Raw genomic sequence first — 23,775 nt, 5'->3', positions numbered from 1 at the left:
GGGCGGGCGACAGGGGATGAGGCCGATGCAGCTCGACGCCGCCGCTCTCACCGAACTCATCGGGCTCTGCCGCGCCGAGATCGACCGGCATTGCGATCACCTCACCCGGCTCGACAGCGCCATCGGCGACGGCGACCACGGCGCCAATATGCGGCGCGGGCTGGAGGCGGTGTATCGCGAGCGGGCCGACATCGCCGTCCTGCCGCTGCCGGCGGCGCTGGAGCGCATCGGGCTGGTGCTGGTGATGAGCATCGGCGGCGCCGCCGGCCCGCTTTACGGCACGCTGCTGATGGAGCTGGGGCGCGGTCTCGCTCCCCGCGAGGACGAGGCCGACTTCGCCGCCACCCTCGCCCAGGCGGTCGCGGCGGTGGCGCGGCGCGGGCGATCCGGGCCGGGCGACAAGACGCTGCTCGACGTGCTCTATCCGGTGCAGGCCGAGGTCGCCAGCCACGCCGCCCCCGCGCGCATCGCCGAATGCGCCAGCGTCGCGGCGCGGGCCACCGAAATGATGCTGGCGCGGCGCGGCCGGGCGTCCTATCTCGGCGAGCGCTCGGTCGGTCACGAGGACCCCGGCGCGTCGAGCTGCGCCCTGCTCACCGTCACCATCTGCCGTTTTCTCAAGGAGCACGCGCCATCATGACCGCACGCCTCGCCAATGTGGGGATCGTGATCGTGTCGCACTCGCCGCTGGTGGCGCAGGGCGCCGCCGACATGGTGCGCCAGATGGTCGGCGACTGCGTGCCGCTCGCCTGGACCGGCGGCAATGTCGAGGGTGGGCTGGGAACCAATGTCGCCGGCATCCGGGCGGCGATCGAGGCGGCGTGGTCGGAGGCCGGCGTCGCCGTCTTCGTCGATCTCGGCGGCGCGGAGACCAATAGCGAGGCGGCGGTGGAACTGCTCGGCCCGGCCCGCGCGGCCAAGGTCGCCATCTGCAATGCGCCGCTGGTCGAAGGCGCGGTGGTGGCGGCGGCCGAGGCCTCGGGCGGCTCGACGCTGGCCCGCGTGGTGGCGACGGCGGAAGAGTTGTCCGCGTGATGGCCGAGATCGTTCCCGTCATCGGGCGGCCTTCCGCCCATCGCTGGCAGACCGAGGTGGAGGTCACCCATGGCGTCGGGCTGCATGCCCGCCCCTCGGTCGCCTTCACCCGCCTCGCCAAGACCTTCCCCTGCACCATCGAGGTGGCGGTGGACGGGTCGGGCGACTGGCTCAACGGCAAGAGCATCGTGAAGATCATCGGCGCCCGCATCCGGCGCGGCACGAGGCTGAGGATCCGGGCGGAGGGCGCGCGGGCGGAGGAGGCGATCGCCGCGCTGAGCGAGCTGGTGCGCCGGAATTTCGACGAGGACCGCAAGGCGGGCCGTTCCGATGGGCGTGCCGATGGCCGCTCCGCGTGATTTTCGCGGCCGCCCCGCCTCGCCCGGCCGGGCGGCGGGACCCGTCCATCGGGCCCGCGAGCTGCCGGCGCCATCCGGCGGCGCGCCAGGCGAGGGTGACGCCCGTGCCGCGCTCGAGGCGGCGGTGGCGCGGGCGGTCGTCGAACTGCGCGAGCTGTCGGAACGATCGGACGCCGAGAGCGCCGGGATCCTCGATTTCCAGATCGAGCTGCTGCTCGACGGCGAACTGCTCGCCCCGGCGCTGGAGCGCATCGCCAAGGGGGAGGGCGCCGCGCTCGCCTGGGCGGCGGCGATGAACGACCATATCGACGCGCTCGCTGCCGATGGCGACGCCTTCGCGCTGCGGGCCATCGATCTGGCCGATCTGCAGCACCGCGTGCTCGACGCCGTCGCCGGCCGTAGGCGCGCCGATTTCCCGCAGGGCGCGGTCTATGTCGGGCGCGACATGCCGCCCAGCGTCTTCCTCGCCCATGACTGGTCGAAGGGCGGCGCCATCGCCCTCGGTGCCGGCAGCGCCGCCAGTCATGTCGCCATGCTGGCGCGCTCGCGCGGCGTGCCGATGGTCGTTGGCCTCGGTGTGCCGCCGGGCGAGCCGGGCGAGCCGCTGCTGGTCGACGGCACGGAGGGAACCGTCCGCCTCCATCCCGAAGAGTGCCTGCCCGAAGAGCGCCTGTCCGCCCCGCCCCCCGCCACGGCGCCGACCGGGGCATCCGGTGCGCTCCCGGCGGGACCGGCTCCGGCTGGCACGGCCGGCCCGGTCCGGCTGTTCGCCAATCTCGACACGCTGGCCGATCTCGACGCGCTCGATCCGGCGCGCGTGGACGGCGTCGGGCTGGTGCGCACGGAGTTCCTGCTGGCTACTGCGGCCGAGGTTCTGAGCGAGGAACGCCATCTTTTCTGCTACCGTCGCATCCTCGCGCATCTCGCCGGCAAGCCGGTGACGGTGCGCATGCTCGATCTCGGTGGCGACAAGGCGCTGCCCGGTCTTGTCGAGGGCGATCCGGCCTGCGTGCTCGGCGAGCGCGGGGTGCGCTTCCTGCTCGCCCATCCCGATCTCGCCCGCATCCAGGCCCGCGCGCTCATCCGCGCGGCGGCGCTCGGCCCGGTCAGCGTGCTGCTGCCGATGGTGACGCTGCCCTCCGAACTGGCGGCGATGGCGCAGCTCTTCGACGAGGAGGCGGCCCGGCTCCAGCGCCAGGGCGTGGCCGGGACACGCCCGCCGCTCGGCCTCATGGTGGAGGTGCCGGCGGCCGCTTTCACGCTCGACCTCTTCGCCGAGGCGGCCTTCTTTTCCGTGGGCACCAACGACCTGATGCAGTATCTCGCAGCGGCGGCGCGCGACAATCCGGCGGTGGCGCATCTCTATGCGGGGGCGGAGACGGCGATGTTCCGGTTGCTGGACCACATCTGCGCGATGGGCCGAGTCATGGATCGGCCGGTGTCGGTGTGCGGCGACCTCGCCGCCGAGCCGCAGGCGGCCGGCCGTCTCCTCGCCCTCGGCTTTGGCAGCCTGTCGGTGGCGCCGTCGCGTCTGGAAGCGGTGCGCGCGGCGATCGCGTCCAGTGCCTGCCGGGAAGCGGAAGGCTAGGCATGGCGCGCGAAACCAGCGACGAGGCGGTCATCGCCTACAAGACGATCCTCGCCGGCATTCTCGACAACCGGCCATCCGGCACGCGCCAGCGCCTGGCGGCGGCGCTGGGCAAGCATCGCAGCTTCGTGACGCAGGTCACCAGCCCGGGTTACGATACGCCGTTGCCGGCCCGCCATCTGCCGACCATCCTGCGGGTCTGTCATTTCAGCCCGGCCGAGCAGGAACGGTTCCTGGCAGCCTATCAGGCGGCGCATCCGGGCCGGCTGACGGAAGTCGGCGGGGCGGAAAAGATGCGCACGCTCTCGATGATGGTGCCGGATTTCGGCGACGAGAAGAAGAACCGCAGCTTCGACGATGCCGTCTCCGACTTCGTGGCGAAGATGGCGGCGCTGGTGAACGGAGGCGAATGATGCGCGCGATACAGGTACGCTGCTTCCTTCTCGGCCAGCGCGGCTGAGGCGGTGCGGGACGGGGCGATGGTCGGATGAAGCGGATCATCAACGCGGCCGAGACGCTGGTGGCGGAGAGTCTCGCCGGTTTCGTCGCCGCGCATGAGGATCTCGTCGCCTTCGGTCGCGAGGGCAAGTTCGTACGCCGCCGGACGCTGAGCCCCGGCAAGGTGGCGGTGATCTCCGGCGGCGGGGCGGGGCATGAGCCGCTGCATTGCGGCTTCATCGGCGCCGGCATGCTGGATGCCGCCTGCACCGGTCATGTCTTCACCTCGCCGACGCCCGACCAGATCGTCGCGGCGATGGACGAGACCGATACCGGCGCCGGCTGCCTGCTGGTGGTGAAGAACTATGACGGCGACGTCATGAATTTCGAGATGGCGGCTGAAATGGCCGCTGGGCGCCACCGCATCGAGATGGTGATCGTCGAGGACGATGCCGCCTATGGACCTTCGGTGCGCAGCCGGGGACGACGCGGCGTCGCCGGCACGGTGGTGGTGGAAAAGCTCCTCGGCGCGGCGGCCGAGCGCGGCGACGATCTCTCCCGGCTCAAGGCGCTCGGCGAGGGCCTGTCGGGGCGGCTGCGCAGCATGGGCGTCGCCTTGCGCGGCGTCACCGTGCCCGACAATGCCCGTGAGACCTTCGCCCTCGGCCCGGACGAGATGGAGATCGGCGTCGGCATCCATGGCGAGCCCGGGCTCTACCGCACCGGCCTCGCCGGCGCCGACGAGATCGTGCGTCTGCTGTGCGAGCCGGTCCTGGCGCAGCTCGCCCCGGTCCCCGATGCCCGGCCGCTGCTGATCGTCAACGGCTTCGGCGGCACGCCGCCGATCGAGCTGCACCTCGCCCACGGCCTCGCCCGCGCCTTCCTACGGGAGAACGGCGTCGTGCCGGCGCGGGCGCTGGTCGGCACCTTCGTCACCTCGCTCGACATGGCGGGGCTGTCGATCACGCTCGCCCTGCTGACGCCGGAGGAATTCGCGCTGTGGTGCGCGCCGGTGATGACGCCGACGCTGGTCTGGTGATACGGCGTGCGCGGCGTTGCGCGCCGGGGCGGGCTGTTGATAATGAGCGGGTCCATCGCCGGGCGTGCTCCGACGGTTGCTTGCCCTGAGCCACGGGAGCGTCATGAACTCGGCCGGTCTCGCCCTCCCGGGCCTCTGGAAGAGTGTTCGGCAGGCGGTCCCCGTCGATCTGGGCTGGCGCAACCTCGTCTTTTCGCTGCGCACCGCCGTGGCGGCCGTGGCGGCCCTCGCCATGGCCTATTGGCTGGAACTGCAGGACCCGCAATGGGCGGTGCTCACCGTCTACCTGCTGGCGCAGCCGACGGCCGGCGCGGCGGTCGCCAAGGGCGCCTACCGGATCGTCGGCACGGTGCTCGGCGCGGCCGCCGGCCTTGCCATCCTAGCCGCCTTTTCGCAGGCGCCGGCGCCGCTCGTCGGCGCGCTCGCGCTCTGGCTGGCGCTGTGCTTCTACATCGGCGCGCGGATGCGCAACTATGCCGCCTACAGCTTCATGCTCGCCGGCTACACCGCGCTGCTGGTGGCGCTCGAGGGCGCGTTCGCGCCGGCATATGCCTGGCACCTCGCCTTCGACCGCACGGCGGAGATCATCATCGGCATCGCCTGCATCACGGCGGTCAGCGTGCTGGTCTTCCCGCGCTATGCCGGCGTCGTGCTGCGCGAGCAGCTTGGCGCGCTGTTCGGCCAGCTGTGCCATTACGGTTCCGTCGCACTCCAGCCCCGGACGCCGCCATCGACCTTCGCGGCGCTGCGCCGGGCGATGATCGAGGCGGTGGTGAAGTTCGACGCGCTGCGCTCCTACACGGTGTTCGAGGCGCCGGAGATGCGGGCGGACGATGCCGGGCTGCGCCGCACGACCCGCGAGTTCCTCCGCGTGCTCGCCGTGGCGCGCGGCCTGCACGTCCGCATCGAGGATTTCCAGGTCGAGGGCGCCGGCCCGGTCGCCGACCGGCTGAGGCCCGTAATGGCGGCGGTGTCGGCGCTGCTCGAAGGGCTCGCGGGCGATCCGCGCGCCTTCGCCGACACCCATCGGGTGCGCTCGGAGCTGCTTGCCGCCCGCGTCCAGCTCAACGCCGCGAGCGCCGACCTCGAGGCGATGGCCGGTACCGTGCCGTTCACGCCGCTGGCCGACGGGGTGCTGATCCTGCGCCGGGCGGGGGACCTGCTGCACGGCCTCTCCATGGTGATGGTGAGCGAGGCGGCCAGCCTGCGCACGGCCTCGCGGACGGCGCCGAGCTCCGCCGCCCGTACCCGCAAGGCCGTGCCACCCGTCGCCGGTCGCGCCGAGGCCGTGCTGACGGCCCTGCGCGCCGCCGTCGCGCTGATCGTGATGTGCGGCTTCTGGGCGGCGAGCGAATGGACGGACGGCTTCAACGCCGCCTCTGGCCTCGCGGTCATCCTGTTCTTCGCGGTCAATCAGGACCGGCCCGGCAGGCCCGGCTTCTCCTTCCTGCTCTGGACCGCCATCGGCATCGCCGTCGCCTATCTCGCCATGGTGTTCGTGCTGCCGCGCATCGAGGGGTTCGAGGTGCTGGCGCTGTTCCTGATCCTTGCCCTGTTCCCGGCCGGGCTGATGGCCGGGACGCCGCAATATGCCTGGCCGGGCATCGCCTTCGGCGGCTTCCTCGCCGCCGAGATCGGCACCGGCAATATCTTCCAGCCCGACGAGCTGGCCTTCTTCAACGCCGCCCTCTCGATGCTGCTCGGCATGGCGATCTGCCTCGTGGTGCTCAATCTGTTCCCGGTGAACTCGCTGGCGACGCGCGGGCGGGTGTGGGTGGTCACGCTCGGGCGCCTGCTGCCGGAGGCCGCGCGCGGGCAGCGGCACGAGCGGGTCATCCTCGCGGAGATCGTCTCCATGCTGGCCGCGCTGCTGCCACGCCTGTCGCTCGACCGACCGGGCGAGGAGGATTTCCTGCGCGGCACGCTGGGCTCGGCTTCCACCAGCCTGGAGCTCGGCCGGCTTCACCGGCTGCTCGCCGCCCCCGGCCTGCCGGAGGCCACGCGGGCGATCGTCGCCGGCTTTCTCGACCGCTTCGCCGCGGCGCTGGAGAGCTTCCCCCGGGCTGGACGCGCGCTTCCCGAGCGCGTCGCTCAGGCAGAGGCGGTGGTCGGTGTGGCGAGCGCGGCGCTCGCCGCCCTGCCCGCTGTGCCCGGTTCGCCGGACGCGGCATTGAACCTGCGCGCCGGGGCTTCGCTACGTTTCATCGTCGACCGTTTCGACATCGACCGGGCGTTTCTCGTCCGCTCCTTCGATGAGGCATGAGATGAGCTTCGACGGCCAGCTCGCCTTCTACACGCCGGAAGCCTTCGGCATCTATCTGCCGCCCGTCATGCTATGGGCGGTACTGACGCTGGCGCCGTTCCTGATGCTGCGCTGGGGGCTGGCGCGGGCGGGCTTCTACCGCCTCGTCTGGCACCGGCCGCTGTTCGACGCGGCGCTTTACGTGATCTTGTTCGGCACGATGATCTTCGTCCTGCCGGCGCTTAAGGGAGGGTTATGATGGCTTACGTCGGCACGGCGCTGCGCGTGGGCGTGACGCTCCTGACCACGGCGATCGCCCTCTTCGTCGGCTGGAAGCTCTGGCTCTACTACACCGTGTCGCCCTGGACGCGCGACGCGCGGGTGCTGGCCCAGGTGGTGGAGATCGCGCCCGACGTGTCGGGGCTCGTCAGCGCGGTCAACGTCGCCGACAACCAGTTCGTCAACAAGGGCGACGTGCTGTTCGTCATCGACCAGAAGCGTTTCAACGTCGCGCTGCAGCAGGCGCAGGCCGAGGTCGAGATGAAGACGCAAGCGCTGCGCTACGCCCGCGACACGGCCGCCCGCGACGCCAATCTCTCGCGTGACGACAGCGCCGCGATCTCCGTCCAGACGGCCGAGCGCAGCTCCGTCAGCGCCGCCGAGGCCGAGGCCGAGCTGCAGGCGGCACAGGCCGCTCTCGCCACCGCGCAGATCAACCTCGAACGCTCCACGGTGCGCGCGCCCACCGATGGCTTCATCACCAATTTCAATGTCGATGTCGGCGACTACGCCCGGGTCGGCGAGGGCATGCTGGCGCTGGTCGACAGCCATTCCTTCTATGTCTACGCCTATTTCATGGAGACCAAGCTGCCGGCGATCCATGACGGCGATCCCGCGCGCGTGGAGCTGATGGCCGGCGGCGTGGTGGTCGACGGCGTGGTGGAGGGCCTCAGCCGCGCCATCGCCATTCCCGGCGCGGGACTGCTGGCGCAGGTGGACCCGAATTTCGACTGGATCCGCCTCGCCCAGCGCATTCCCGTGCGCATCAAGCTCGGCCCGCTGCCGCCCGGCGTGCGGCTGGTCGCCGGCCTCTCGGCGACCGTGGTGGTGCAGCCGAAGGACTAGCGCCGTCTTCGGCCGTGCCGGCGCGGCGCGACGCCCGCGATGGCGGGGCGGATTTACCTGGCGCGGGTCCTATCCGGCGTCGGGATGGCGCGGGCGCATGCGCTTGCGCAGGAAGTCGATGAAGATGCGCACTTTCGGCGGAACCAGCGCGCCGGCCTTGTAGGCGGCGTAGATCGGCATCGCCTCCTCGGGCTCGAAGGCCTGCAGGATCGGCCGCAGCCGCCCGTTGCGGATGTCTTCGAGCACGCGCAGATCGGTGAGGCGGCCGATGCCCAGGCCGGCGATGACCGCCTCGTAATTGCCGTGGCCGCCATTGACCACGTAATTGCCCTGGACCTTGAGCTTCACCGGCCGGCCGTCGATGACGAACGACCAGTCATTGCTGCTGAGGCCGAGCCGGCTCATCAGCACGCAATTGTGCCTGAGCAGGTCCTGCGGCGCCTCGGGCACGCCATAGCCGTCCAGATAGCTCGGCGCGGCGCAGATGATTTGCCGGCTCTCGGCGACACGCGTGATGATCGTCGCCGAACTCTGCTGCTCGCCCCAGCGCAGGCCGAGATCGTGGTCGGCGAGCGCCGGGTCGGTGAGGTCGTCGGACAGGTCGAGATGGACCTTGATCTGCGGATAGCGTCTCAGGAACTCCGGCAGCACCGGGATCAGCTTGTGCAGCCCGATCATGATGGGGCTGGTGATGCGCAGCGTGCCGCGCGGCTCGCCGCCATACTCGCTGACGACCAGTTCGGCCTCGGCGATTTCGGTCAGGATACGCACGGCGCGCTGGTGCAGTGTTTCGCCGGCTTCGGTGAGCGAAAGGCGACGCGTGGTGCGGTCGAGCAGCCGGACGCCGAGCCGCTGCTCGAGCCGGTCGATACGCCGGCAGACCGCGGAGCGCGTCACGTTGAGCGCCTTGGCGGCGGCCGCGAAGCTGCCATTGTCGACGACGCAGGAGAACACCTGAAAATCGCTGTCGCTGCCCATGGCCGCCTCCATTGTTGATCCAGATTCAACAGTATGTGTCACCCAACGGCAGTTCCATGCCAAGCCCTCCTGCGCTTAGCCTGACGTCCATAAGCTAGGCTGCGCGTTCCGAACGAAGACGGCCGGCGAGGGAGGAAACATGTTCGTGCGCACAGGCGCCACCGGTCCGCTCGGACCGGGAGGCCGGCCATGATCAAGCTCGTGACGTTCCAGAAGCGCCTGCCAAGCCTCGACCGGCTCGGCTTCGAGGAGCGCTGGCGCACGATCCACGGCCCCATCGCCGCGGCCTTCCCCGGCCTTCGCGGCTACATGCTGGGTTTCTCGCTCGACGCGGGCGAGCCGCTGGCGGACGGCATCGCGCAGCTCTGGTTCGACAGCCGCGCGGCGTGTCAGGCGTCCTATGCCTCGGACATCGGACGCCGCGGCTCGGCCGACGCGTCCCGCTGGCTGGCGCGGCGCGAGCATCTGCTCGCCTCCGAGGAATGGCTGAAGCGGGCCGGCCCGCTCAGCGACACGCCGTTCAAGGTCGTGCTGTGCGTCAAGCGGGCCGCAGGGCTGACGCGCGGCGCCTTTCTCGACCGTCTGCGCGCCACGGCGCGGGCCGGGCTGTGCGCCGCGACGGGCGCCGCCCAGGCCCGTCTGAGCCTCGACGAGGCCGGGCTCCTGCTCAATTCGAAGGTCGAGGGCGCGCTGACGCTGGTGGCCGGCGAGGCCCCCTATGACGCGCTCGTCGAACTGTGGTTCGCCACCCGCGCGCAGGCCGATGCCGGCCGCGCCCGGCTGGAGGCGTGGCGGATCGACAGCCTCGGCGACGACGTCGGACGCCGGGAAGACGCGCTCCTGACGGAACATGTGGTGGCGATGCCGCCGCCGCCCGCCTTTGGGATCAAGGAAGGACAGTCCTGATGCAGAAAACCGCCCTCGTCTTAGGGGCCACCGGCGTTTCGGGCCGGGCCCTGATCGATCACTTCGATCGGCAGGACGACTGGAACGTCATCGGCGTCTCGCGCAAGCCGCCCTATTTCCCGACCAAGGCGCGCTTCGTGCACGCCGACCTGATGGATCCGCAGAGCTGCCGCGACAATCTCGGCGGGCTCAGCGAGGTCACGCACGTTTTCTACACTGCCTATCTCGACAACAAGGTGATCGCCGAGACCCGCGCGCCGAACGCGGCCATGTTCGCCAACGTGCTGCCGGTGATCGAGCAGGCGGCGCCCAATCTCCGGCATGTCTGCCTGCTGCAGGGCACCAAATATTACGGCCAGTATCTCGGCCCCTTCAAAACCCCGGCGAAGGAAACCGATCCGCGCATCGACGTGCCGCACTTCTACTATGACCAGCAGGACCTCGTGATGGCCGCGAGCGAAGGCAAGAGCTGGTCGTGGTCGGCGGCGCGTCCGCATGTGATCTGCGGCTTCGCCCTCGGCAACCCGCTCAACATCATCACCACCATCGCCAGCTACGCCACGCTCCTGAAGGAAATGGGCGAGCCCTTCACCTTCCCCGGCAAGCCCGGCGCGTTCACCTCGGTCTATCAGGCGACCGATGCCGGGCTGCTGGCGCGCGCCATGGTGTGGATGTCGACCAATCCGGCCTGCGCCGGCCAGGCCTTCAACGTCACCAATGGCGATTTCTTCCGCTACCAGAATCTCTGGCCGGTCTTCGCCCGCCATTTCGGCCTCGCGCCGGGCGGAGTCGAGACGGTGGACCTCACCCGGAAGATGGAGGGCAAGGAGGCGCTGTGGGACGCGATCGTCGCCCGCGAGGGCCTGCAGAAGCACCCGCTGTCCATGCTGGTGAACTGGAACTTCGCCAACTACGCCTTCTCCAACGACTGGGACGTGATGTCGGACACCACCAAGTGCCGGCGCTACGGCTTCCTCGAATTCATCGACAGCGAAGAGATGTTCCTCGACCAGTTCCGCGCCCTGCAGCGCGACCGGATCGTTCCCTGACGCCGCGGAGAGCACCCATGCCCTACATGGTCGTTGCCGATGACAGAGCCGACAGCGCCGCCCTCCGGGCCAGGGTGCGCCCCGCCCACATCGCCTATCTCGAATCCCATCTCGACACTCTGATCGGGGCGGGCGCGATGCTCGCCGATGACGGCGTCACCGCCCTCGGCAGCCTCTATCTCATCGACACCGATAGCCGCGCCGAGGCGGAGAGCTTCGTCGCCAACGACCCCTTCATGAAGGAGGGGGTCTTCTCCGGCTTCGTCGCCACGCGCTGGCGCAAGGCGATCCTCGACGGCCGCAGCTTCATTCCGAAAGACTGAGCAATGACAGAGGCAAGCGATTTCACCCTCGACGAGGCGCTGGGCGCGGAGTTCGCGCGCAACGCCTTCAATCCCTGCGTCGGCACGCTCCTGCTCTCGCAGAACGCGCGCGCCCGCGTCTGGTTCATCCGGCTGGAGCCGGGCGAGCGCATCGGCTTCCACCGCCATGTGCTCGACTATTTCTGGACAGCTCTGACCGCCGGCCGCGCCGTCTCGCACATCAATGGTGGTCCGCCGACGGAGGCGCAGTACCACGCCGGCCAGACCCGCCACCTCAGCTTCGGTCCCGGCGAGTACATGCTCCACGACCTGCACAATGTCGGCGACACGCCGCTCCTCTTCGTGACGGTCGAACATCTCGAAAGCGCCAATCCGCCGCTGCCGCTGCCGGACTCGGTCAAACCCCGCGGCCTCGATGCCGGAATGCTCGCACCATGAAGCAGATTGATCCCAAGGCCGCCCGCGAGGCATTCGCCCCCGGCATCTTCACCGACCAGGTCTTCCTCGTCACCGGGGCGGGGCGCGGCATCGGCCGGCTGCTGGCGCTGCGGCTGGCCGACCTCGGCGCCAAGGTGGCGTTGTGCGACATCGTCGCCGAGCGCGCGCAGGAGACCGCGCGGCTGATCACCGACGCGCAGGGCACCGCCATCGCGCTGGTCGCCGACGTCTCCAACGAGGCCGAGGTGACGCGGGCCGTCGCCGAGGTTCTCGCGCAATGGGGCCGGATCGACGTCCTCGTCAACACCGCCGGCAGCTATGGCGCGGCCTATCGCGTCACGCACGAGACGCCGGTCGACGAGTGGGACGCCGTCTTCGCCTCCAATGTGCGCGGCAGCTTCCTGTGCGCCAAGGCGGTGCTGCCGCACATGATCGCGGCCGGCGGCGGCCGCATCATCAATTTCGCCTCCAATGCCGGCCGCTCGGTCAGCCCGCTGCTCGGCTGCTCCTACACCGCGGCCAAGACGGCGGTGATCGGCATGACCCGGCATCTGTCGCGCGAATATGCCCGGCACGGCATTCTGGTGAACACCATCGCGCCGGGACCCGTGGTCGGCGAACGCGTCAGCGGCCTGCTGCGCAACGAGGAGGAAGGCACCGCCCTCAACGGCCAGATCCCCATCGGGCGGCTCGCCGAGCCGTCCGACATCGTCGACGTCGTGCTGTTCATGGCCTCGGACGCGTCCCGCTACATGACGGGCGCGATCCTCGACGTGTCCGGCGGCCTGATCCTCGCCTGAAACAAAGCGCCCGCAAGCGGCGCCGAACCAAAACGTACCGGAGGAAATCCCATGAAGCTCTCTCGCCGGACCTTCGTCGCATCGGCCGCCGCCGCTGCCACGACCTTCGCGATCATACGACCGGCCCTTGCCGCGACCTACAAGCTGGCGACCAACCTGCCGGCCGGCCATCCGATGCTGACGCGCCTGGAGGAGGCGGCGCGCAACATCAAGGCCGAGACCAATGGCGAGTTCGACATCCGCATCTTCCCCAACAGCCAGCTCGGCGGCGACCTCGAAGTGCTGTCGCAGCTCCGGCAGGGCGCGATCCAGTTCTATCCGCTGGCCGGCGCGCAGCTCTCCAACCTCGCCGCCGTCTCCTCGCTGAACGGCGTCGGTTTCGCGTTCAACGACATGGACCAGGTCTGGAAGGCGATGGACGGCGAGGTCGGCGCTCTCGTCCGCTCGGCGCTGATGGATACCGGGCTCTACGTGTTCGAGCGCATGTTCGACAACGGCTTCCGGCAGATCACCACCAGCTCCAGGCCGATCGAGAAGCCCGGCGATCTCGCCGGCGTGCACATCCGCGTCCCGCCGAGCCCGCTGTCGACGTCGCTGTTCAAGGCCTTCGGCGCGGCGCCGCAGTCGATCAGCTTCGGCGAGGTCTATACCGCGCTGCAGACCAAGCTGGTCGACGGGCAGGAGAACCCGCTGCCGCTGATCGAGAGCGGCAAATTCTACGAGGTCCAGAAATATGTCAGCATGACCAATCACATGTGGGACGGCTTCTGGGTGCTCGCCAATGGGCCGTTCTGGAAGCGCCAGCCCAAGGACGTGCAGGACATCGTCTCGAAGAACCTCCACGCGGCGACCATGGCCGAGCGCGCCGACGTGGTGAAGCTCAATGAGAGCCTGAAGGGCAAGCTTGCCGCGTCCGGCATGACCTTCGTCGATCCCGATCGCGAAGCCTTCCGCAAGGCGCTCGCCGCTTCGACCTTCTACAAGGACTGGAAGGAGAAGTTCGGCGCGAAGGCCTGGAGCACGCTCGAAATCTATACCGGCCCGCTCGGGTGACGGCGATGGACGCGCCCGATCTGTCGGTGCGGGGAACGGCCGCCGGCTCCGGTCGCGCCCCGCTCACCCGTGTCCTCGACCGTGTCGAAGCCCTTCTCGGCACGGTCGTCGACGTCGTCGCCGCCTCCCTGCTGCTGGTCGACATCCTGCTGCTGGCCTGGGCGGTGACGGCGCGCTACCTCCTCCATGTGCCCGTGACCTGGGTGGAGGAGCTAGCGATGCTGGTCTTCCTGTGGTTCGGCATGCTGGGGGTGGCGAGCGCGCTCCGGCGCGGCATCCATCTGCGCCTGACCTTCGTCCTGTCGCATCTCGGCGCCGCGACGCGACGCCGGGTGGAGGCGGTGGCGCATGTCGTGCTGCTGATCTTCCTCTTCAAACTCATCATGCCAACGCTCGAACTGATCGAGCTCAACCACATCGTCACCTCGCCCAATCTGGGCGTGCCGGGCTCGGTGCCGGTGCTGGCGACGCTGGTCAGCGTCGGCCTGATGATCGTGTTCCTGCTGATCCAGATGTGGCGGGCCGCCTCGACCGGCGTCTTCGCCCTCCAGCTGGCGGCGGCGGGCGCGGTGGCGGTCGGCCTCGAATCGGCGCCGCCGGTGCTGATGGAACTCGGCAACATCAACCTGCTGCTGTTCTTCGGCGTCGGCGTGATGGTGCTGATCATCATCGGCGTGCCGATCGCCTTCTCCTTCGGCACGGCGACCGTCGGCTATTTCCTGCTGACCACCGACCTGCCGCTGACCGTCATCGTCGGGCGCATCAATGAGGGAATGTCGCACTTCATCCTGCTGACCATTCCGCTCTTCATCTTCCTCGGCATCCAGATCCAGTACACCGGCATGGCGCGGGCGATGATCGACTTCGTCGTCTCGCTGATCGGCACGGCGCGCGGCGGGCTGAGCTATGTGATGCTCTGCGCGATGTATCTCGTCTCCGGCATATCGGGCGCCAAGGCGGCCGACATGGCGGCGATCGGGCCGATCCTGGCGCCGGCGATGAAGGAACGCGGCATGCGCCAGGGCGACATCGCGGCGCTGCTCGCCGTCTCCGCGGCGGCGGCCGAGACCATCCCGCCCAGCCTCGTTCTGATCATCATCGGCTCGGTGACCGGCATCTCCATCGCCGCGCTGTTCATGGGTGGCCTCATGCCGGCTGTAGTGTGCATGATCGCGCTGTCGGTGGCGGTGTATTGCCGCTCCCGCGGCGAGCGGCGCGGCGAGGGCAAGCGCGACCTCGGGCAGATCCGGCGAACCTTCATCGCGGCGCTCCCGGCGCTGGCGCTGCCGCTCATCATCCGCGCCGCCGTGCTGGAAGGCATCGCCACGGCGACGGAGGTCGCGGTGATCGGCATCGCCTATGTGTTCGTGGTCGGCGCCATCATGATGCGGGGCGTCTCCTTCCGCCGGATGGGCGAGATCCTGGTCGAGACCATCGCGGTCTCGGGCACCATCATGATCATCATCGCGCTTGCCGGCGCCATGTCCTGGGCGCTCACCCAGTCGGGCTTCGCCGAGACGCTGGTGGCCTTCATGAAGGATCTGCCGGGCGGCAGGTTCTCCTTCCTGCTGGTGTCGATCCTCGCCTTCATCGTCTTCGGCAGCATCCTGGAAGGGATTCCGGCCATCGTGCTGTTCGGCCCGCTGCTGGTGCCGGTGGCGCAGTCGCTCGGCGTCCATCCGGTGCAGTATGCGATGGTGGTCCTGCTCTCCATGGGGCTGGGGCTGTTCTCGCCGCCGTTCGGCTACGGCTATTACACGGCCTGCGCCATCACCAAGGTGTCGCCGGACGAGGTGATGCGGAACATGATCCCGTATCTCGCCGCGCTGTTCGTCGCGATCCTGGTCATCGCGGCGGTGCCGTGGATCAGCATCGGCTTCCTCTGAAGCGTGCTAGCGGGGATCCGTGCCGTCTTCCCGGCCCGGATCCCCGGCGACCAGCCGCCCGAGCGTGGCTTCCATCTCCGCGAGGTCGCCATAGGTGACGGCGTAGCGCGGCAGCGTCTCGATCGCATCGAAGAACGCGTCGAATTCCCTCTCGCCGGCGGCCTCGCCGATGTCGAATTCGGCGGTCATCAGCGCGAGCAGGGCCTCGGCGGCGGAGATCACGGTGACACGCGTCGGCGATCCCGCCTCGAACCGGGGGAAGACGAAGCAGCGCACCCGGTTCGAGTCGCCCCGCGCCGGCAGGTGCTGCTCCGTCGGCACCGGCAGATAGCGCCCGAGCTTCAGCCCGGCGCCCACCAGCGGGCGTTCGCGCAAAGCGGGATACAGGCCGGCGAGCGGGGCGAGGCTGCCGGGCTTGAGGCTGATCGCGCCGGGAAAGGGCAGCACCACCGCCCGTCCGGCCTCGAAGCCGATGGCAAGCGAATCGTCGGTGCCGTAGCGCCAGCCACGGCCGGCGAGATAGGCGGAAAGCGTGCTCTTCCCCGCTCCCGACACGCCGGCGAGGATGATCGATCCCACAGGCGCGGCCAGCGCCGCGCCATGGATGAGGATGGCGGGCGGCACGTCCCGATAGGCGAGGGCGAGCAGCCAGAGCCGCAGCTTGCCCTGCGCGACCGGCTCGTGCGGGGTGCGCAGCAGCCTCTCGCCGCAGCGCAGCGTGAAGCCGTCCGGTGCCAGGCCGAGTTTGATCGTCGCCTCCGGCGCGTCGCGCCCGGCCGCCGGATCCGTGAGACCGTCCAGAAAGCCGAGCAGACGCTCGGCGCCGGCAAGCTGTGCCCGGTAGTTCTCGACGTCCGGAACGCCCTCGGGAGGCGAGCGCCAGTCGCCGTCGGCAAACAGGCGGACCTCGAGCGTGCGGCCGCCCAGGCGAAACCGGCACTGCCCGATCGGGCGCCCCTCTGTTGACGGCGCTGGCACGGCCGCGGGCCCGCCGGCGCCGGCCGGAGCCACCCGCCGCGCCAGCCGGACCCGGCCCGCCGCGTCGGTCTCCACCCAGCCGAGCTCGGCCCATTGCGCGAGGCAGCCGCGCCAGTCGGCCTCGGCTTCGAGTTCCGCCTCGCGGGCGACGAGAGCGGGTTCGGCAAACGCATCGGGAAGGCAGAGGAACAGCCTCGCGGCCGCGGCATTCAGAACCCGCGCAACATCCATCGCGCCGTCGAAGACGAACAGCGTGTCTTCCACGACCCGGAAATAGAAGCGCTCGCCTGCCGGTCCGCCGGCCTCATTCCCGGATGGTCCGGAAAGGGGCAGGCCAGAGGCGTCCGATGGTGGCCGCATCATATCCCCCCGTGCTGCGTTGCAGACGGGACGAGGCCGCGTCGATGGGGCGATCGCGGCGCCGCCGCCCGCCTCAACTGGCGGCTGCGGCGCGCTTGATCGACAAGAGGCTCAGCGTCACCGGCACGGCAAAGGCGGCGGACCGGCCCAGCTTGCGCAGCGCGGCGCGGCGTTGCGCATCGGTGGCTCCGGGCTCTTCCGTCCTTGGTCTCGCCGCTTCGTCATCGCCAGACATCGGGCATTCCTGTTCGATACGTCGTTCATACATTTCGTCCGCCCGCGTCGACGGGTGCGAGATCAGCAGGCCTTCGCGGATCGGATCATCGCCATCATGCTGACGGTCACCGGTACGGCGTAGACGGTGGTCCGGCCCAGCTTGGCCAGCGCCGCGCGACGGCGCAGATCGGCGGCTTCCGGCGCGGCCTTCTCGGGTTTCGAGGCTTCGTTATCGGCAGACATCGGGCATCTCCCTCCGATAGGCGTCGCTCGCGGGGAAGCACGGGCGCAAGATCAGCTCGCCCGGGCGGACCGCATCATTGCCACCATGCTGACGGTGAACGGCACGGCGTAGACCGTGGTCCGGCCCAGCTTGGCCAGCGCCGCGCGACGGCGCAGATCGGTCGCTTCCGGCGCGTCTTTCTCGGGCTTCGAGACTTTGCTATCGGCAGACATCGGGCACCCTGGCTGAAACCGGCGCGACGCATGCGTCGCGCCTGACGAAGCCTCGTTCGGCACGAAGCGGATCGTTATAATTATACCGACAGCGGCGCCTGTCCAGCGGGACCGCCGTGCCGGGACATCGCGATCCGCTTGTCGGTTCGTCGGCCGGTCGTTACCGTCCGCCGCAGGCGGCGCGATGCGCCGTCATCGGAGGGCGGACCGGTGGGCATGATGGCGACAATGCGGGAGCGCCGTCTTCAGGTGGAAGGTACGCGGTGGCTCTGCCGCGCCCTTTCGCCCGCGACCACGCGCGAGGCGATCCTCGCGCGCTGGCCGCGACCGGAACTGTGGCCGGCCATCGTCGCCGGGGCGGACCGGCACCGGCTGATCACGACGCTGGCGGTGGCGGTCGAGCGCCACGACCTCGCCGACCGGCTCGATGCCGAACTCGCCGATCTGCTGGCGGCGGTGGCGGCGTGGAACGCGGAACGCAATGAAGGCCTGCGCCGGCAGATGCTGTCGGTCACCCGCGCCCTCAATGCGCAGGGGGTGCGGCCGATCTGGCTGAAGGGCGCGCTCCAGCTCATCGCGCCCGACGGGCCGGCGAGCGGTCGCGTCATGAACGATCTGGACCTGTGGATCCCGGCCGAGCCGGACCAGCATGCGGCGCTGGAGGCGCTCGTCCGGATTGGATACGCCCCGCCCGAAGGGGGAGGGGACGACTATTATTTCGACCCCGGCTACCAGCACTATCCTCCCTATTTCCATCCCGAGGAGATGGCGCGGCTGGAACTGCATCGGAGCGTCGTGGTGGCGAGCAAGCAGCCCGTGCTCCCCAACGCGGAAGCCGCCCTCGGCGTCGAGTGGCTGGACTGGGAGGGCACGCGCATCGGGCGGCTCGATGCGCTGTTCGGCGCCCTCAGCTCCTTCCTGCAATGCACCCGCACCGGGCATAGCGGGTATGACGACAGCGACATTCCCCTGTTCAAGGCCTTCGACTTCGTCGGGCGCCTCCATGCCAATTTCGGCGGAAAGGTGCCGCCCGTGCTGGTCGAGCACGTCACGCGGGCGGGGTGGGAGCCGACGGCGCGGCGCCTCTTCACGCTCCTCGACGCGTATTTCGGCGTCGCCAATCCGCTGGTGGGGGATTGGGGGTTGGTGCGGGCGCTGGAGGGGCGGGTGCTGCGGCCCCGGCTGCAGGTCGCGCTGCAATCGGGCCGCAAGCTGATGAGCGGGCGCGGCCTGCGCCTGCTGCTTCGGCCGTCGCTGATTCCGGCGGCCGTCGCCGCCGTGCACTCCCGCCTGCGGAGCGCCGGGACGCCGCCCGTCTGCCGCTGACGGCCTCTTCCCGGCGGGCGGTTTATTCTGGATCAATCCGGCCGCGCGCGCGGTTACTATAATGGATCGCGACAAGGTCGAGGACCGCCGGCGCCCACCTCCGGGCGGAAAGGCGGGCAGCCGGAGGGAGGAACGCAATGGTTCTGCGCAAGAAGCTCATCGTCGAGCCGGGCACGCGGATTCGGCTGAAGGATGTGGACGCCGCCTTCCACGGCGACTACGCCTCGTCGGAGCAGGCCAAGGAGGATCTGGCGAAGAACGTGGCGCGTCTCGCCGAGCTGCAGCAGAAGCTCTATGGCGAGAAGAAGCACGCCCTTCTCGTGGTGCTGCAGGGTATCGACGCCGCCGGCAAGGACGGCACCTGCTGGCACGTCATGGCGGCGATGAACCCGCAGGGCACCTATGTGCAGGGCTTCAAGCAGCCGACCGAGGAGGAGCGCCTGCACGACTTCCTCTGGCGGGTGCATCCGCACACGCCGGGCCTCGGCCAGGTCGCGGTGTTCAACCGCTCGCATTACGAGGACGTGCTGGTCGTGCGGGTGCATGAGCTGGTGCCGAAGGAGGTCTGGTCGACACGCTACGAGGCCATCAACGCGTTCGAGAAGCTGCTGGTCGAATCCGGCGTGACCATCCTGAAGTTCTTCCTCTACATCACCCCCGAGGAGCAGCTCGAGCGGTTCCGCCAGCGCCTCGATGACCCGGCCCGCCAGTGGAAGATCAGCGATTCCGACTACACGGAGCGCGCCTATTGGGACAAGTACATCGCGGCCTATGAGGACATGCTGGAGAAGTGCTCCACCAAGCACGCGCCGTGGTACGTCATCCCCTCGAACCACAAATGGTTCCGCAACCTCGCCGTCTCCCGCATCATCGAGGAGACGCTCGACGGGATGAACCTGAAGCTGCCGGCGCCGAATGTGGATCTCGACAAGATCCGCAAGGAGTACCATCACGCGGCCAAGGCCGCCCCGCGCCTGACGCGAGGCGGCTAGGCGGGCCGCGGGTCCGGGTGGTATTGCGGGCCCCGATGCGGCATTCGAGAACGGCGTAGCCATGGGCCTGACCCTCGCGATCTTCCTTCTGGTCTATGTGGCGATGGGCTTCGGCAAGCTGCCGGGGTTCAAGGTCGACCGCACCGGCGCCGCCATCGTCGGCGCCCTGGCGATGATGGTCGCGGGCAGCATCAGCCCCAAGGCGGCGTGGGACGCCATCGACTACAGCAGCGTCGGCATGCTGTTCGGGCTGATGGTGGTGTCGGCGGCCTTCGTGGTGTCCGGCTTCTATGGCTGGACGGCGCAGCGCGTCGCACTGCTGCCGGTGAGCGCGCCGGTGCTTCTCGCCGTGCTGGTCGCCGTCGGCGGCCTGCTCTCGGCGCTGCTCACCAACGACGTGGTGGTGGTGGCGATGACGCCGCTGCTGGTCTCGCTCACATTGGCGCGCGGGCTCAACCCGGTGCCGTTCCTGCTCGCCTTCTGCTTCGCCGCCAACACCGGATCGGCCGGCACGCTGATCGGCAGCCCGCAGAACATGATCGCGGCGCAGCAGCTCGGCCTTTCCTTCAACGGCTTCCTCGCCGTCGCGGCATTGCCGGCATTGCTGTCGCTGCCGATCGTCTGGGGCGTCGTCGTGCTGATGTATCGCGGCCGCTGGACGCTCCCCGCCGTCGACGGCACGCCCCCGGCGCCCGCTGCCGCGCCGGGGCCGGTCACGCTCGACCGGCTCGAGACGCTGAAGGCGGGCGCCGTCACCTGCGCGGTGGTGCTGGCCTTCATCGTCAGCGACTGGCCGCGCGACCTGATCGCGCTCGGCGCGGCCGGCGTGCTGCTGATCAACCGGCAGATCGCCTCCAGCGACATGCTCAAGCATGTCGACGGCAACCTTCTGCTGCTCATCATGGGCCTGTTCGTGGTCAATGCGGCGGTGGCCGCCACCGGCCTGCCGCAGAATCTTCTCAACGACATGCGCGCCGCCGGCATCAACCTGGATGAGCCGCTGGCGCTGTATCTGGTGGGCGGGGCGCTCAGCAACATCGTCGGCAACAACCCGGCGGTGATGCTGCTGGTGCCGTTCCTCACTCCGGGGACGGAGGCCGACGCGCTCGGTGCCGCGCTGGCGCTGGGAACCGGCTTCTCCAGCAACCTCATCGTGTTCGGCAGCCTCGCCGGCATCATCGTGGTGGAGCAGGCGGCGGCGTGCGGGATCCGGATCTCCTTCGGCGAGTTCGCGCGCGCCGGCGTGCCAGTCACGCTCGCCTGCATGGCGATGGCGGCGGTGTGGATCGTGCTGATCTGAGCCGCGCCCGCGCCTGCAGATGTGGCTGCAGGATCGGCTGCCGGCGCTGCTGCAAACGCCTGCTGCATTCCAGGCCGCGCCCGGCTGCTGCATCCCCTTGCTGCACCCGCTGGCTGCACCTCCTTGCTGCAAGTCAATGGCAGCCGCGTCCGGGAGTATAATGATAGCCTGATGCAAGAGGCGCCGCAGCCGCGCCCCGACGGAGGAAGCCATGCCGCAGCCCTCAGCCTCAGCCACAGCCGCCACAGCCGCCACTGTCATTGCCGCCACGCCGCCGCCCGCCGCGCCGCCGAAAGCGTCGACCGGCTCGTCGAGCAGCCCGGCACGGCTCGACGCCGCCGCCCTCGCCGCCAAATTCACCGAGCTGGGCGCCTCGCCGCAGGGGCTGACCAGCGCGCAGGTGGCGACGCTGCGCGCGAAATACGGCCCGAACGCCATCGCCGCCCATGAGGAGAGCCGCTGGCGCAAGCTGTTCGGCTATTTCTGGGGGCCGATCCCGTGGATGATCGAGGCGGCGGCGCTGCTCTCGCTGGTCCGGCGCGACTGGCCCGATTTCATCGTGGTGATGGGCCTGCTCGTCTACAACGCCATCGTCGGCTTCTGGCAGGACAGCAAGGCGGCGAGCGCGCTTGCCGCGCTCAAGAAGGGGCTCGCGCTGAAGGCCCGCGTGCTGCGCGACGGCAACTGGGTCACGCTCGACACCGTCGAGCTGGTGCCCGGCGACGTGGTGAGCGTGTCCGGCGGCGAGACGCTGCCGGCCGATCTCGTGCTCACCGAGGGCAAGTACCTCTCCGTCGACCAGGCCGCGCTGACCGGCGAATCTCTGCCGGTGTCCAAGTCGATCGGCGACAGCGGCTATTCCGGCTCCATCGTGCGGCAGGGGGCGATGACCGGCCTCGTCACCGCCACCGGCAACAGCACCTTCTTCGGCCGCACCGCGAAGCTGGTGGCCACCGCCGGCTCCAAGTCGCACGCCGAGAAGGCGGTCATCCAGATGGGCGACTTCCTCATCATCCTGTCCGCCGCGCTGGCCCTGCTGCTGATCGTCGCGCAGGTGCACCGCGACATCGTCGCCGACGGGCACTGGGAATGGTCGCATGCCGGCGCCATCGTCCAGCTCGTGCTGGTGCTGCTGGTCGCCTCGGTGCCGGTGGCGACGCCGGCGGTGATGTCGGTCACCATGGCGCTCGGCGCGCTCGCTTTGTCGAAGCAGCAGGCCATCGTCTCGCGCCTCTCCGCCATCGAGGAACTGGCCGGCGTCGACGTGCTGTGCTCGGACAAGACCGGCACGCTGACCCTCAACCAGCTCACCCTGCAGCCGCCGATTCCGTGGGGATCGGCGGCGCCGGACGAGCTGATCCTCGGCGCGGCGCTGGCCTCGCAGCGACAGAGCGACGACGCCATCGACAAGGCGGTGCTGGCGGGGCTGAAGGACCCGAAGGTGCTCGACCCGTACCATCAGGTCGACTTCACCCCCTTCGATCCCGTGAACAAGAAGACGGCGGCGGAAGTCACCGGCCCCGACGGCAAGACCGTGCACTACGCCAAGGGCGCGCCGCAGGTCATCGCCACGCTGTGCGGGCTGTCGCAGGACAGCGCGAAGGACTATTTCGGCGCCGTCGACCGGCTGGCGCGCGACGGCACCCGCGCGCTCGGCGTCGCCCGCTCGGACGACGGCACACATTGGACGCTGCTCGGCCTGCTGCCGATGCTCGACCCGCCGCGCCCGGACGCCGCCGCCACCATCGCCCGCGCCAAGGAACTCGGCGTCACGGTGAAGATGGTGACCGGCGACGACGTCGCCATCGGCAGCGAGATCGCCCGCCAGCTCGGCCTCGGCGACCATCTGCTGGTGGCGAGCGAGGTGTTCGGCCAGGATTCCAGCCCCGAGCACATCGCCATCGACGCCGCCCGCGCGGTCGAGGTGGCGGACGGCTTCGGCCGGGTGTTCCCCGAGCACAAGTTCCAGATCGTCAAGGCGCTGCAGGAGCGCGGCCACATCGTCGCCATGACCGGCGACGGCGTGAACGACGCCCCGGCGCTGAAGCAGGCCGATTGCGGCGTGGCGGTGTCGGGGGCGACCGACGCGGCACGCAGCGCGGCGGCGCTGATCCTCACCGCGCCGGGCCTGTCGACCATCATCGCGGCGATCATGGAGGCGCGCGCGATCTTCGAGCGCATCACCAGCTACATCTATTACCGCATCGCCATGACGCTCAACATCATGCTGGTCGTGGTGCTGACCTATCTCGTCTACGACTTCATGCCGCTGACCGCGATCATGATCGTCGTCATGGCGCTGCTCGACGACATCCCGATCATGACCATCGCCTATGACAATGTGAAGGTGCAGGACCGGCCGGTGCGCTGGGACATGCACCGGATCATCTCCTTCTCCACCATCATGGGCATCATGGCGCTGGTGCAGAGCTTCGGCATCGTCATGCTCGGCATGTTCTGGATGAAGAGCCCGGAGCTGACGGCGATCCTGCCGATGGACCTGCCGCATGTGCAGACCATGCTGTTCCTGCAGCTGGCGGCCGGCGGCCACCTGCTGTTCTTCGTCTCGCGGGTGCAGGGCACGCTGTTCAAGCCGCCCTATCCGAGCCTGCCGGTGCTCGGCGCGGTGATCGGCACGCAGATCTTCGCCGTCTTCATGTGCGCCTATGGCTGGTTCATGCCGGCGCTGCCCTGGCTGCTGATCGGCGTGGTGTGGGCCTATTGCCTCGCCTGGACGGTGGTGATGGACGCGGTGAAGCTGATCTATTTCCGCGTCGTCGACGGCCGCGACCGGCAGAGCAGCCTGATCGACGCCTCGATCGGCCCGGTCCTGCCGGGCTGAGCCGGCGGGCGGCCCCCCGCGCCATCGCGAGGTCGCGAGGTCGCGG

General features: G+C 69.6%; 25 protein-coding genes. 20 read left to right on the top strand and 5 right to left on the bottom strand.

Features of this window, described 5'->3' with window-relative positions:
- The first annotated feature begins 25 nt into the window (after positions 1 to 25).
- The 9 genes from dhaL (at position 26) to AC1PZ7_RS01500 (ending at position 7,826) form a co-directional block, all read left to right on the top strand.
- Positions 26 to 640 (top strand): dihydroxyacetone kinase subunit DhaL, encoded by a 615-nt coding sequence (gene dhaL, locus AC1PZ7_RS01540; RefSeq protein ID WP_482357760.1) that lies wholly within the window; start codon positions 26 to 28, stop codon positions 638 to 640.
- Positions 637 to 1,035 carry a dihydroxyacetone kinase phosphoryl donor subunit DhaM gene (dhaM, locus tag AC1PZ7_RS01535; RefSeq protein ID WP_482357759.1) on the top strand — a complete coding sequence of 133 codons (399 nt, stop codon included), beginning with the start codon at positions 637 to 639 and terminating at the stop codon, positions 1,033 to 1,035. Before dhaL ends, dhaM begins: the two co-directional genes overlap by 4 nt.
- A complete protein-coding gene (locus AC1PZ7_RS01530) occupies positions 1,035 to 1,394 on the top strand; it encodes an HPr family phosphocarrier protein (RefSeq protein WP_482357758.1) in 360 nt (119 codons plus the stop codon). The genes dhaM and AC1PZ7_RS01530 overlap by 1 nt, the downstream gene beginning before the upstream one ends.
- Positions 1,378 to 2,982 carry a putative PEP-binding protein gene (locus AC1PZ7_RS01525; RefSeq protein ID WP_482357757.1) on the top strand — a complete coding sequence of 535 codons (1,605 nt, stop codon included), beginning with the start codon at positions 1,378 to 1,380 and terminating at the stop codon, positions 2,980 to 2,982. Before AC1PZ7_RS01530 ends, AC1PZ7_RS01525 begins: the two co-directional genes overlap by 17 nt.
- A gap of 2 nt (positions 2,983 to 2,984) precedes the next feature.
- Positions 2,985 to 3,395: a hypothetical protein gene (locus tag AC1PZ7_RS01520; protein WP_482357756.1), complete on the top strand. Its 411-nt coding sequence runs from the start codon at positions 2,985 to 2,987 to the stop codon at positions 3,393 to 3,395.
- Positions 3,396 to 3,469: 74 nt separating this feature from the next.
- A complete protein-coding gene (locus AC1PZ7_RS01515; protein WP_482357755.1) occupies positions 3,470 to 4,459 on the top strand; it encodes a dihydroxyacetone kinase subunit DhaK in 990 nt (329 codons plus the stop codon).
- A 103-nt stretch (positions 4,460 to 4,562) separates the two neighbouring features.
- Positions 4,563 to 6,722 (top strand): FUSC family protein, encoded by a 2,160-nt coding sequence (locus tag AC1PZ7_RS01510; protein ID WP_482357754.1) that lies wholly within the window; start codon positions 4,563 to 4,565, stop codon positions 6,720 to 6,722.
- 1 nt (position 6,723) lies between these two features.
- Complete coding sequence (locus AC1PZ7_RS01505) at positions 6,724 to 6,960, top strand: DUF1656 domain-containing protein (protein WP_482357753.1); 237 nt, start codon at positions 6,724 to 6,726, stop codon at positions 6,958 to 6,960.
- Positions 6,960 to 7,826 (top strand): efflux RND transporter periplasmic adaptor subunit, encoded by an 867-nt coding sequence (locus tag AC1PZ7_RS01500; RefSeq protein WP_482357752.1) that lies wholly within the window; start codon positions 6,960 to 6,962, stop codon positions 7,824 to 7,826. Before AC1PZ7_RS01505 ends, AC1PZ7_RS01500 begins: the two co-directional genes overlap by 1 nt.
- A 69-nt stretch (positions 7,827 to 7,895) precedes the next feature.
- Here the strand turns inward: AC1PZ7_RS01500 and AC1PZ7_RS01495 are convergent, their stop codons facing one another.
- Entirely contained in the window at positions 7,896 to 8,804 is a 909-nt protein-coding gene (locus AC1PZ7_RS01495; RefSeq protein ID WP_482357751.1) for a LysR family transcriptional regulator, read from the bottom strand.
- Positions 8,805 to 8,993: 189 nt separating this feature from the next.
- Between AC1PZ7_RS01495 and AC1PZ7_RS01490 the strand changes: the two genes are divergently transcribed.
- From AC1PZ7_RS01490 to AC1PZ7_RS01460, 7 genes are read left to right on the top strand one after another with little or no spacing between them, the layout of a single operon-like run.
- A complete protein-coding gene (locus AC1PZ7_RS01490; RefSeq protein WP_482357750.1) occupies positions 8,994 to 9,710 on the top strand; it encodes an EthD family reductase in 717 nt (238 codons plus the stop codon).
- Complete coding sequence (locus tag AC1PZ7_RS01485) at positions 9,710 to 10,759, top strand: SDR family oxidoreductase (RefSeq protein ID WP_482357749.1); 1,050 nt, start codon at positions 9,710 to 9,712, stop codon at positions 10,757 to 10,759. The genes AC1PZ7_RS01490 and AC1PZ7_RS01485 overlap by 1 nt, the downstream gene beginning before the upstream one ends.
- A gap of 17 nt (positions 10,760 to 10,776) precedes the next feature.
- Complete coding sequence (locus tag AC1PZ7_RS01480) at positions 10,777 to 11,082, top strand: YciI family protein (protein WP_482357748.1); 306 nt, start codon at positions 10,777 to 10,779, stop codon at positions 11,080 to 11,082.
- A gap of 3 nt (positions 11,083 to 11,085) precedes the next feature.
- Entirely contained in the window at positions 11,086 to 11,520 is a 435-nt protein-coding gene (locus tag AC1PZ7_RS01475; protein ID WP_482357747.1) for a cupin domain-containing protein, read from the top strand.
- Positions 11,517 to 12,320: an SDR family NAD(P)-dependent oxidoreductase gene (locus AC1PZ7_RS01470; protein WP_482357746.1), complete on the top strand. Its 804-nt coding sequence runs from the start codon at positions 11,517 to 11,519 to the stop codon at positions 12,318 to 12,320. Before AC1PZ7_RS01475 ends, AC1PZ7_RS01470 begins: the two co-directional genes overlap by 4 nt.
- A gap of 51 nt (positions 12,321 to 12,371) precedes the next feature.
- Positions 12,372 to 13,373, top strand: a complete 1,002-nt coding sequence (locus AC1PZ7_RS01465; protein WP_482357745.1) for a TRAP transporter substrate-binding protein — start codon at positions 12,372 to 12,374, stop codon at positions 13,371 to 13,373.
- Between the two features lie 5 nt (positions 13,374 to 13,378).
- Positions 13,379 to 15,259: a TRAP transporter large permease gene (locus tag AC1PZ7_RS01460; protein WP_482357744.1), complete on the top strand. Its 1,881-nt coding sequence runs from the start codon at positions 13,379 to 13,381 to the stop codon at positions 15,257 to 15,259.
- A 6-nt stretch (positions 15,260 to 15,265) separates the two neighbouring features.
- Here the strand turns inward: AC1PZ7_RS01460 and AC1PZ7_RS01455 are convergent, their stop codons facing one another.
- The 4 genes from AC1PZ7_RS01455 to AC1PZ7_RS01440 all read right to left on the bottom strand — a co-directional run bounded on the left by AC1PZ7_RS01455 (position 15,266) and on the right by AC1PZ7_RS01440 (position 17,269).
- Entirely contained in the window at positions 15,266 to 16,501 is a 1,236-nt protein-coding gene (locus AC1PZ7_RS01455; RefSeq protein ID WP_482357743.1) for a hypothetical protein, read from the bottom strand.
- Between the two features lie 169 nt (positions 16,502 to 16,670).
- Positions 16,671 to 16,832, bottom strand: coding sequence for a hypothetical protein (locus AC1PZ7_RS01450; RefSeq protein WP_482357742.1), 162 nt, complete (start codon positions 16,830 to 16,832; stop codon positions 16,671 to 16,673).
- Positions 16,833 to 16,894: 62 nt separating this feature from the next.
- Positions 16,895 to 17,056, bottom strand: a complete 162-nt coding sequence (locus tag AC1PZ7_RS01445) for a hypothetical protein (RefSeq protein ID WP_482357741.1) — start codon at positions 17,054 to 17,056, stop codon at positions 16,895 to 16,897.
- A 51-nt stretch (positions 17,057 to 17,107) separates the two neighbouring features.
- The gene (locus tag AC1PZ7_RS01440) at positions 17,108 to 17,269 is read right to left on the bottom strand and encodes a hypothetical protein (protein ID WP_482357740.1); all 162 of its coding nucleotides are present in this window, start codon (positions 17,267 to 17,269) and stop codon (positions 17,108 to 17,110) included.
- A gap of 216 nt (positions 17,270 to 17,485) precedes the next feature.
- Here AC1PZ7_RS01440 and AC1PZ7_RS01435 point away from each other — a divergent pair, with 216 nt between their 5' ends.
- From AC1PZ7_RS01435 to AC1PZ7_RS01420, 4 genes are all read left to right on the top strand, one after another.
- On the top strand, positions 17,486 to 18,595 hold the full coding sequence (locus AC1PZ7_RS01435) for a nucleotidyltransferase family protein (protein WP_482357739.1): 1,110 nt from the start codon (positions 17,486 to 17,488) through the stop codon (positions 18,593 to 18,595).
- Between the two features lie 137 nt (positions 18,596 to 18,732).
- Positions 18,733 to 19,587 carry a polyphosphate kinase 2 family protein gene (locus AC1PZ7_RS01430; protein WP_482357738.1) on the top strand — a complete coding sequence of 285 codons (855 nt, stop codon included), beginning with the start codon at positions 18,733 to 18,735 and terminating at the stop codon, positions 19,585 to 19,587.
- Positions 19,588 to 19,648: 61 nt separating this feature from the next.
- Positions 19,649 to 20,887, top strand: a complete 1,239-nt coding sequence (locus AC1PZ7_RS01425; RefSeq protein WP_482357737.1) for an ArsB/NhaD family transporter — start codon at positions 19,649 to 19,651, stop codon at positions 20,885 to 20,887.
- Positions 20,888 to 21,098: 211 nt separating this feature from the next.
- On the top strand, positions 21,099 to 23,729 hold the full coding sequence (locus AC1PZ7_RS01420; protein WP_482357736.1) for a plasma-membrane proton-efflux P-type ATPase: 2,631 nt from the start codon (positions 21,099 to 21,101) through the stop codon (positions 23,727 to 23,729).
- Positions 23,730 to 23,775 lie beyond the last annotated feature (46 nt).

It is taken from the genome of Ancylobacter sp. TW_SC_1 (genome assembly GCF_056836805.1).
This window is presented reverse-complemented; position numbering and strand designations above follow the sequence as displayed.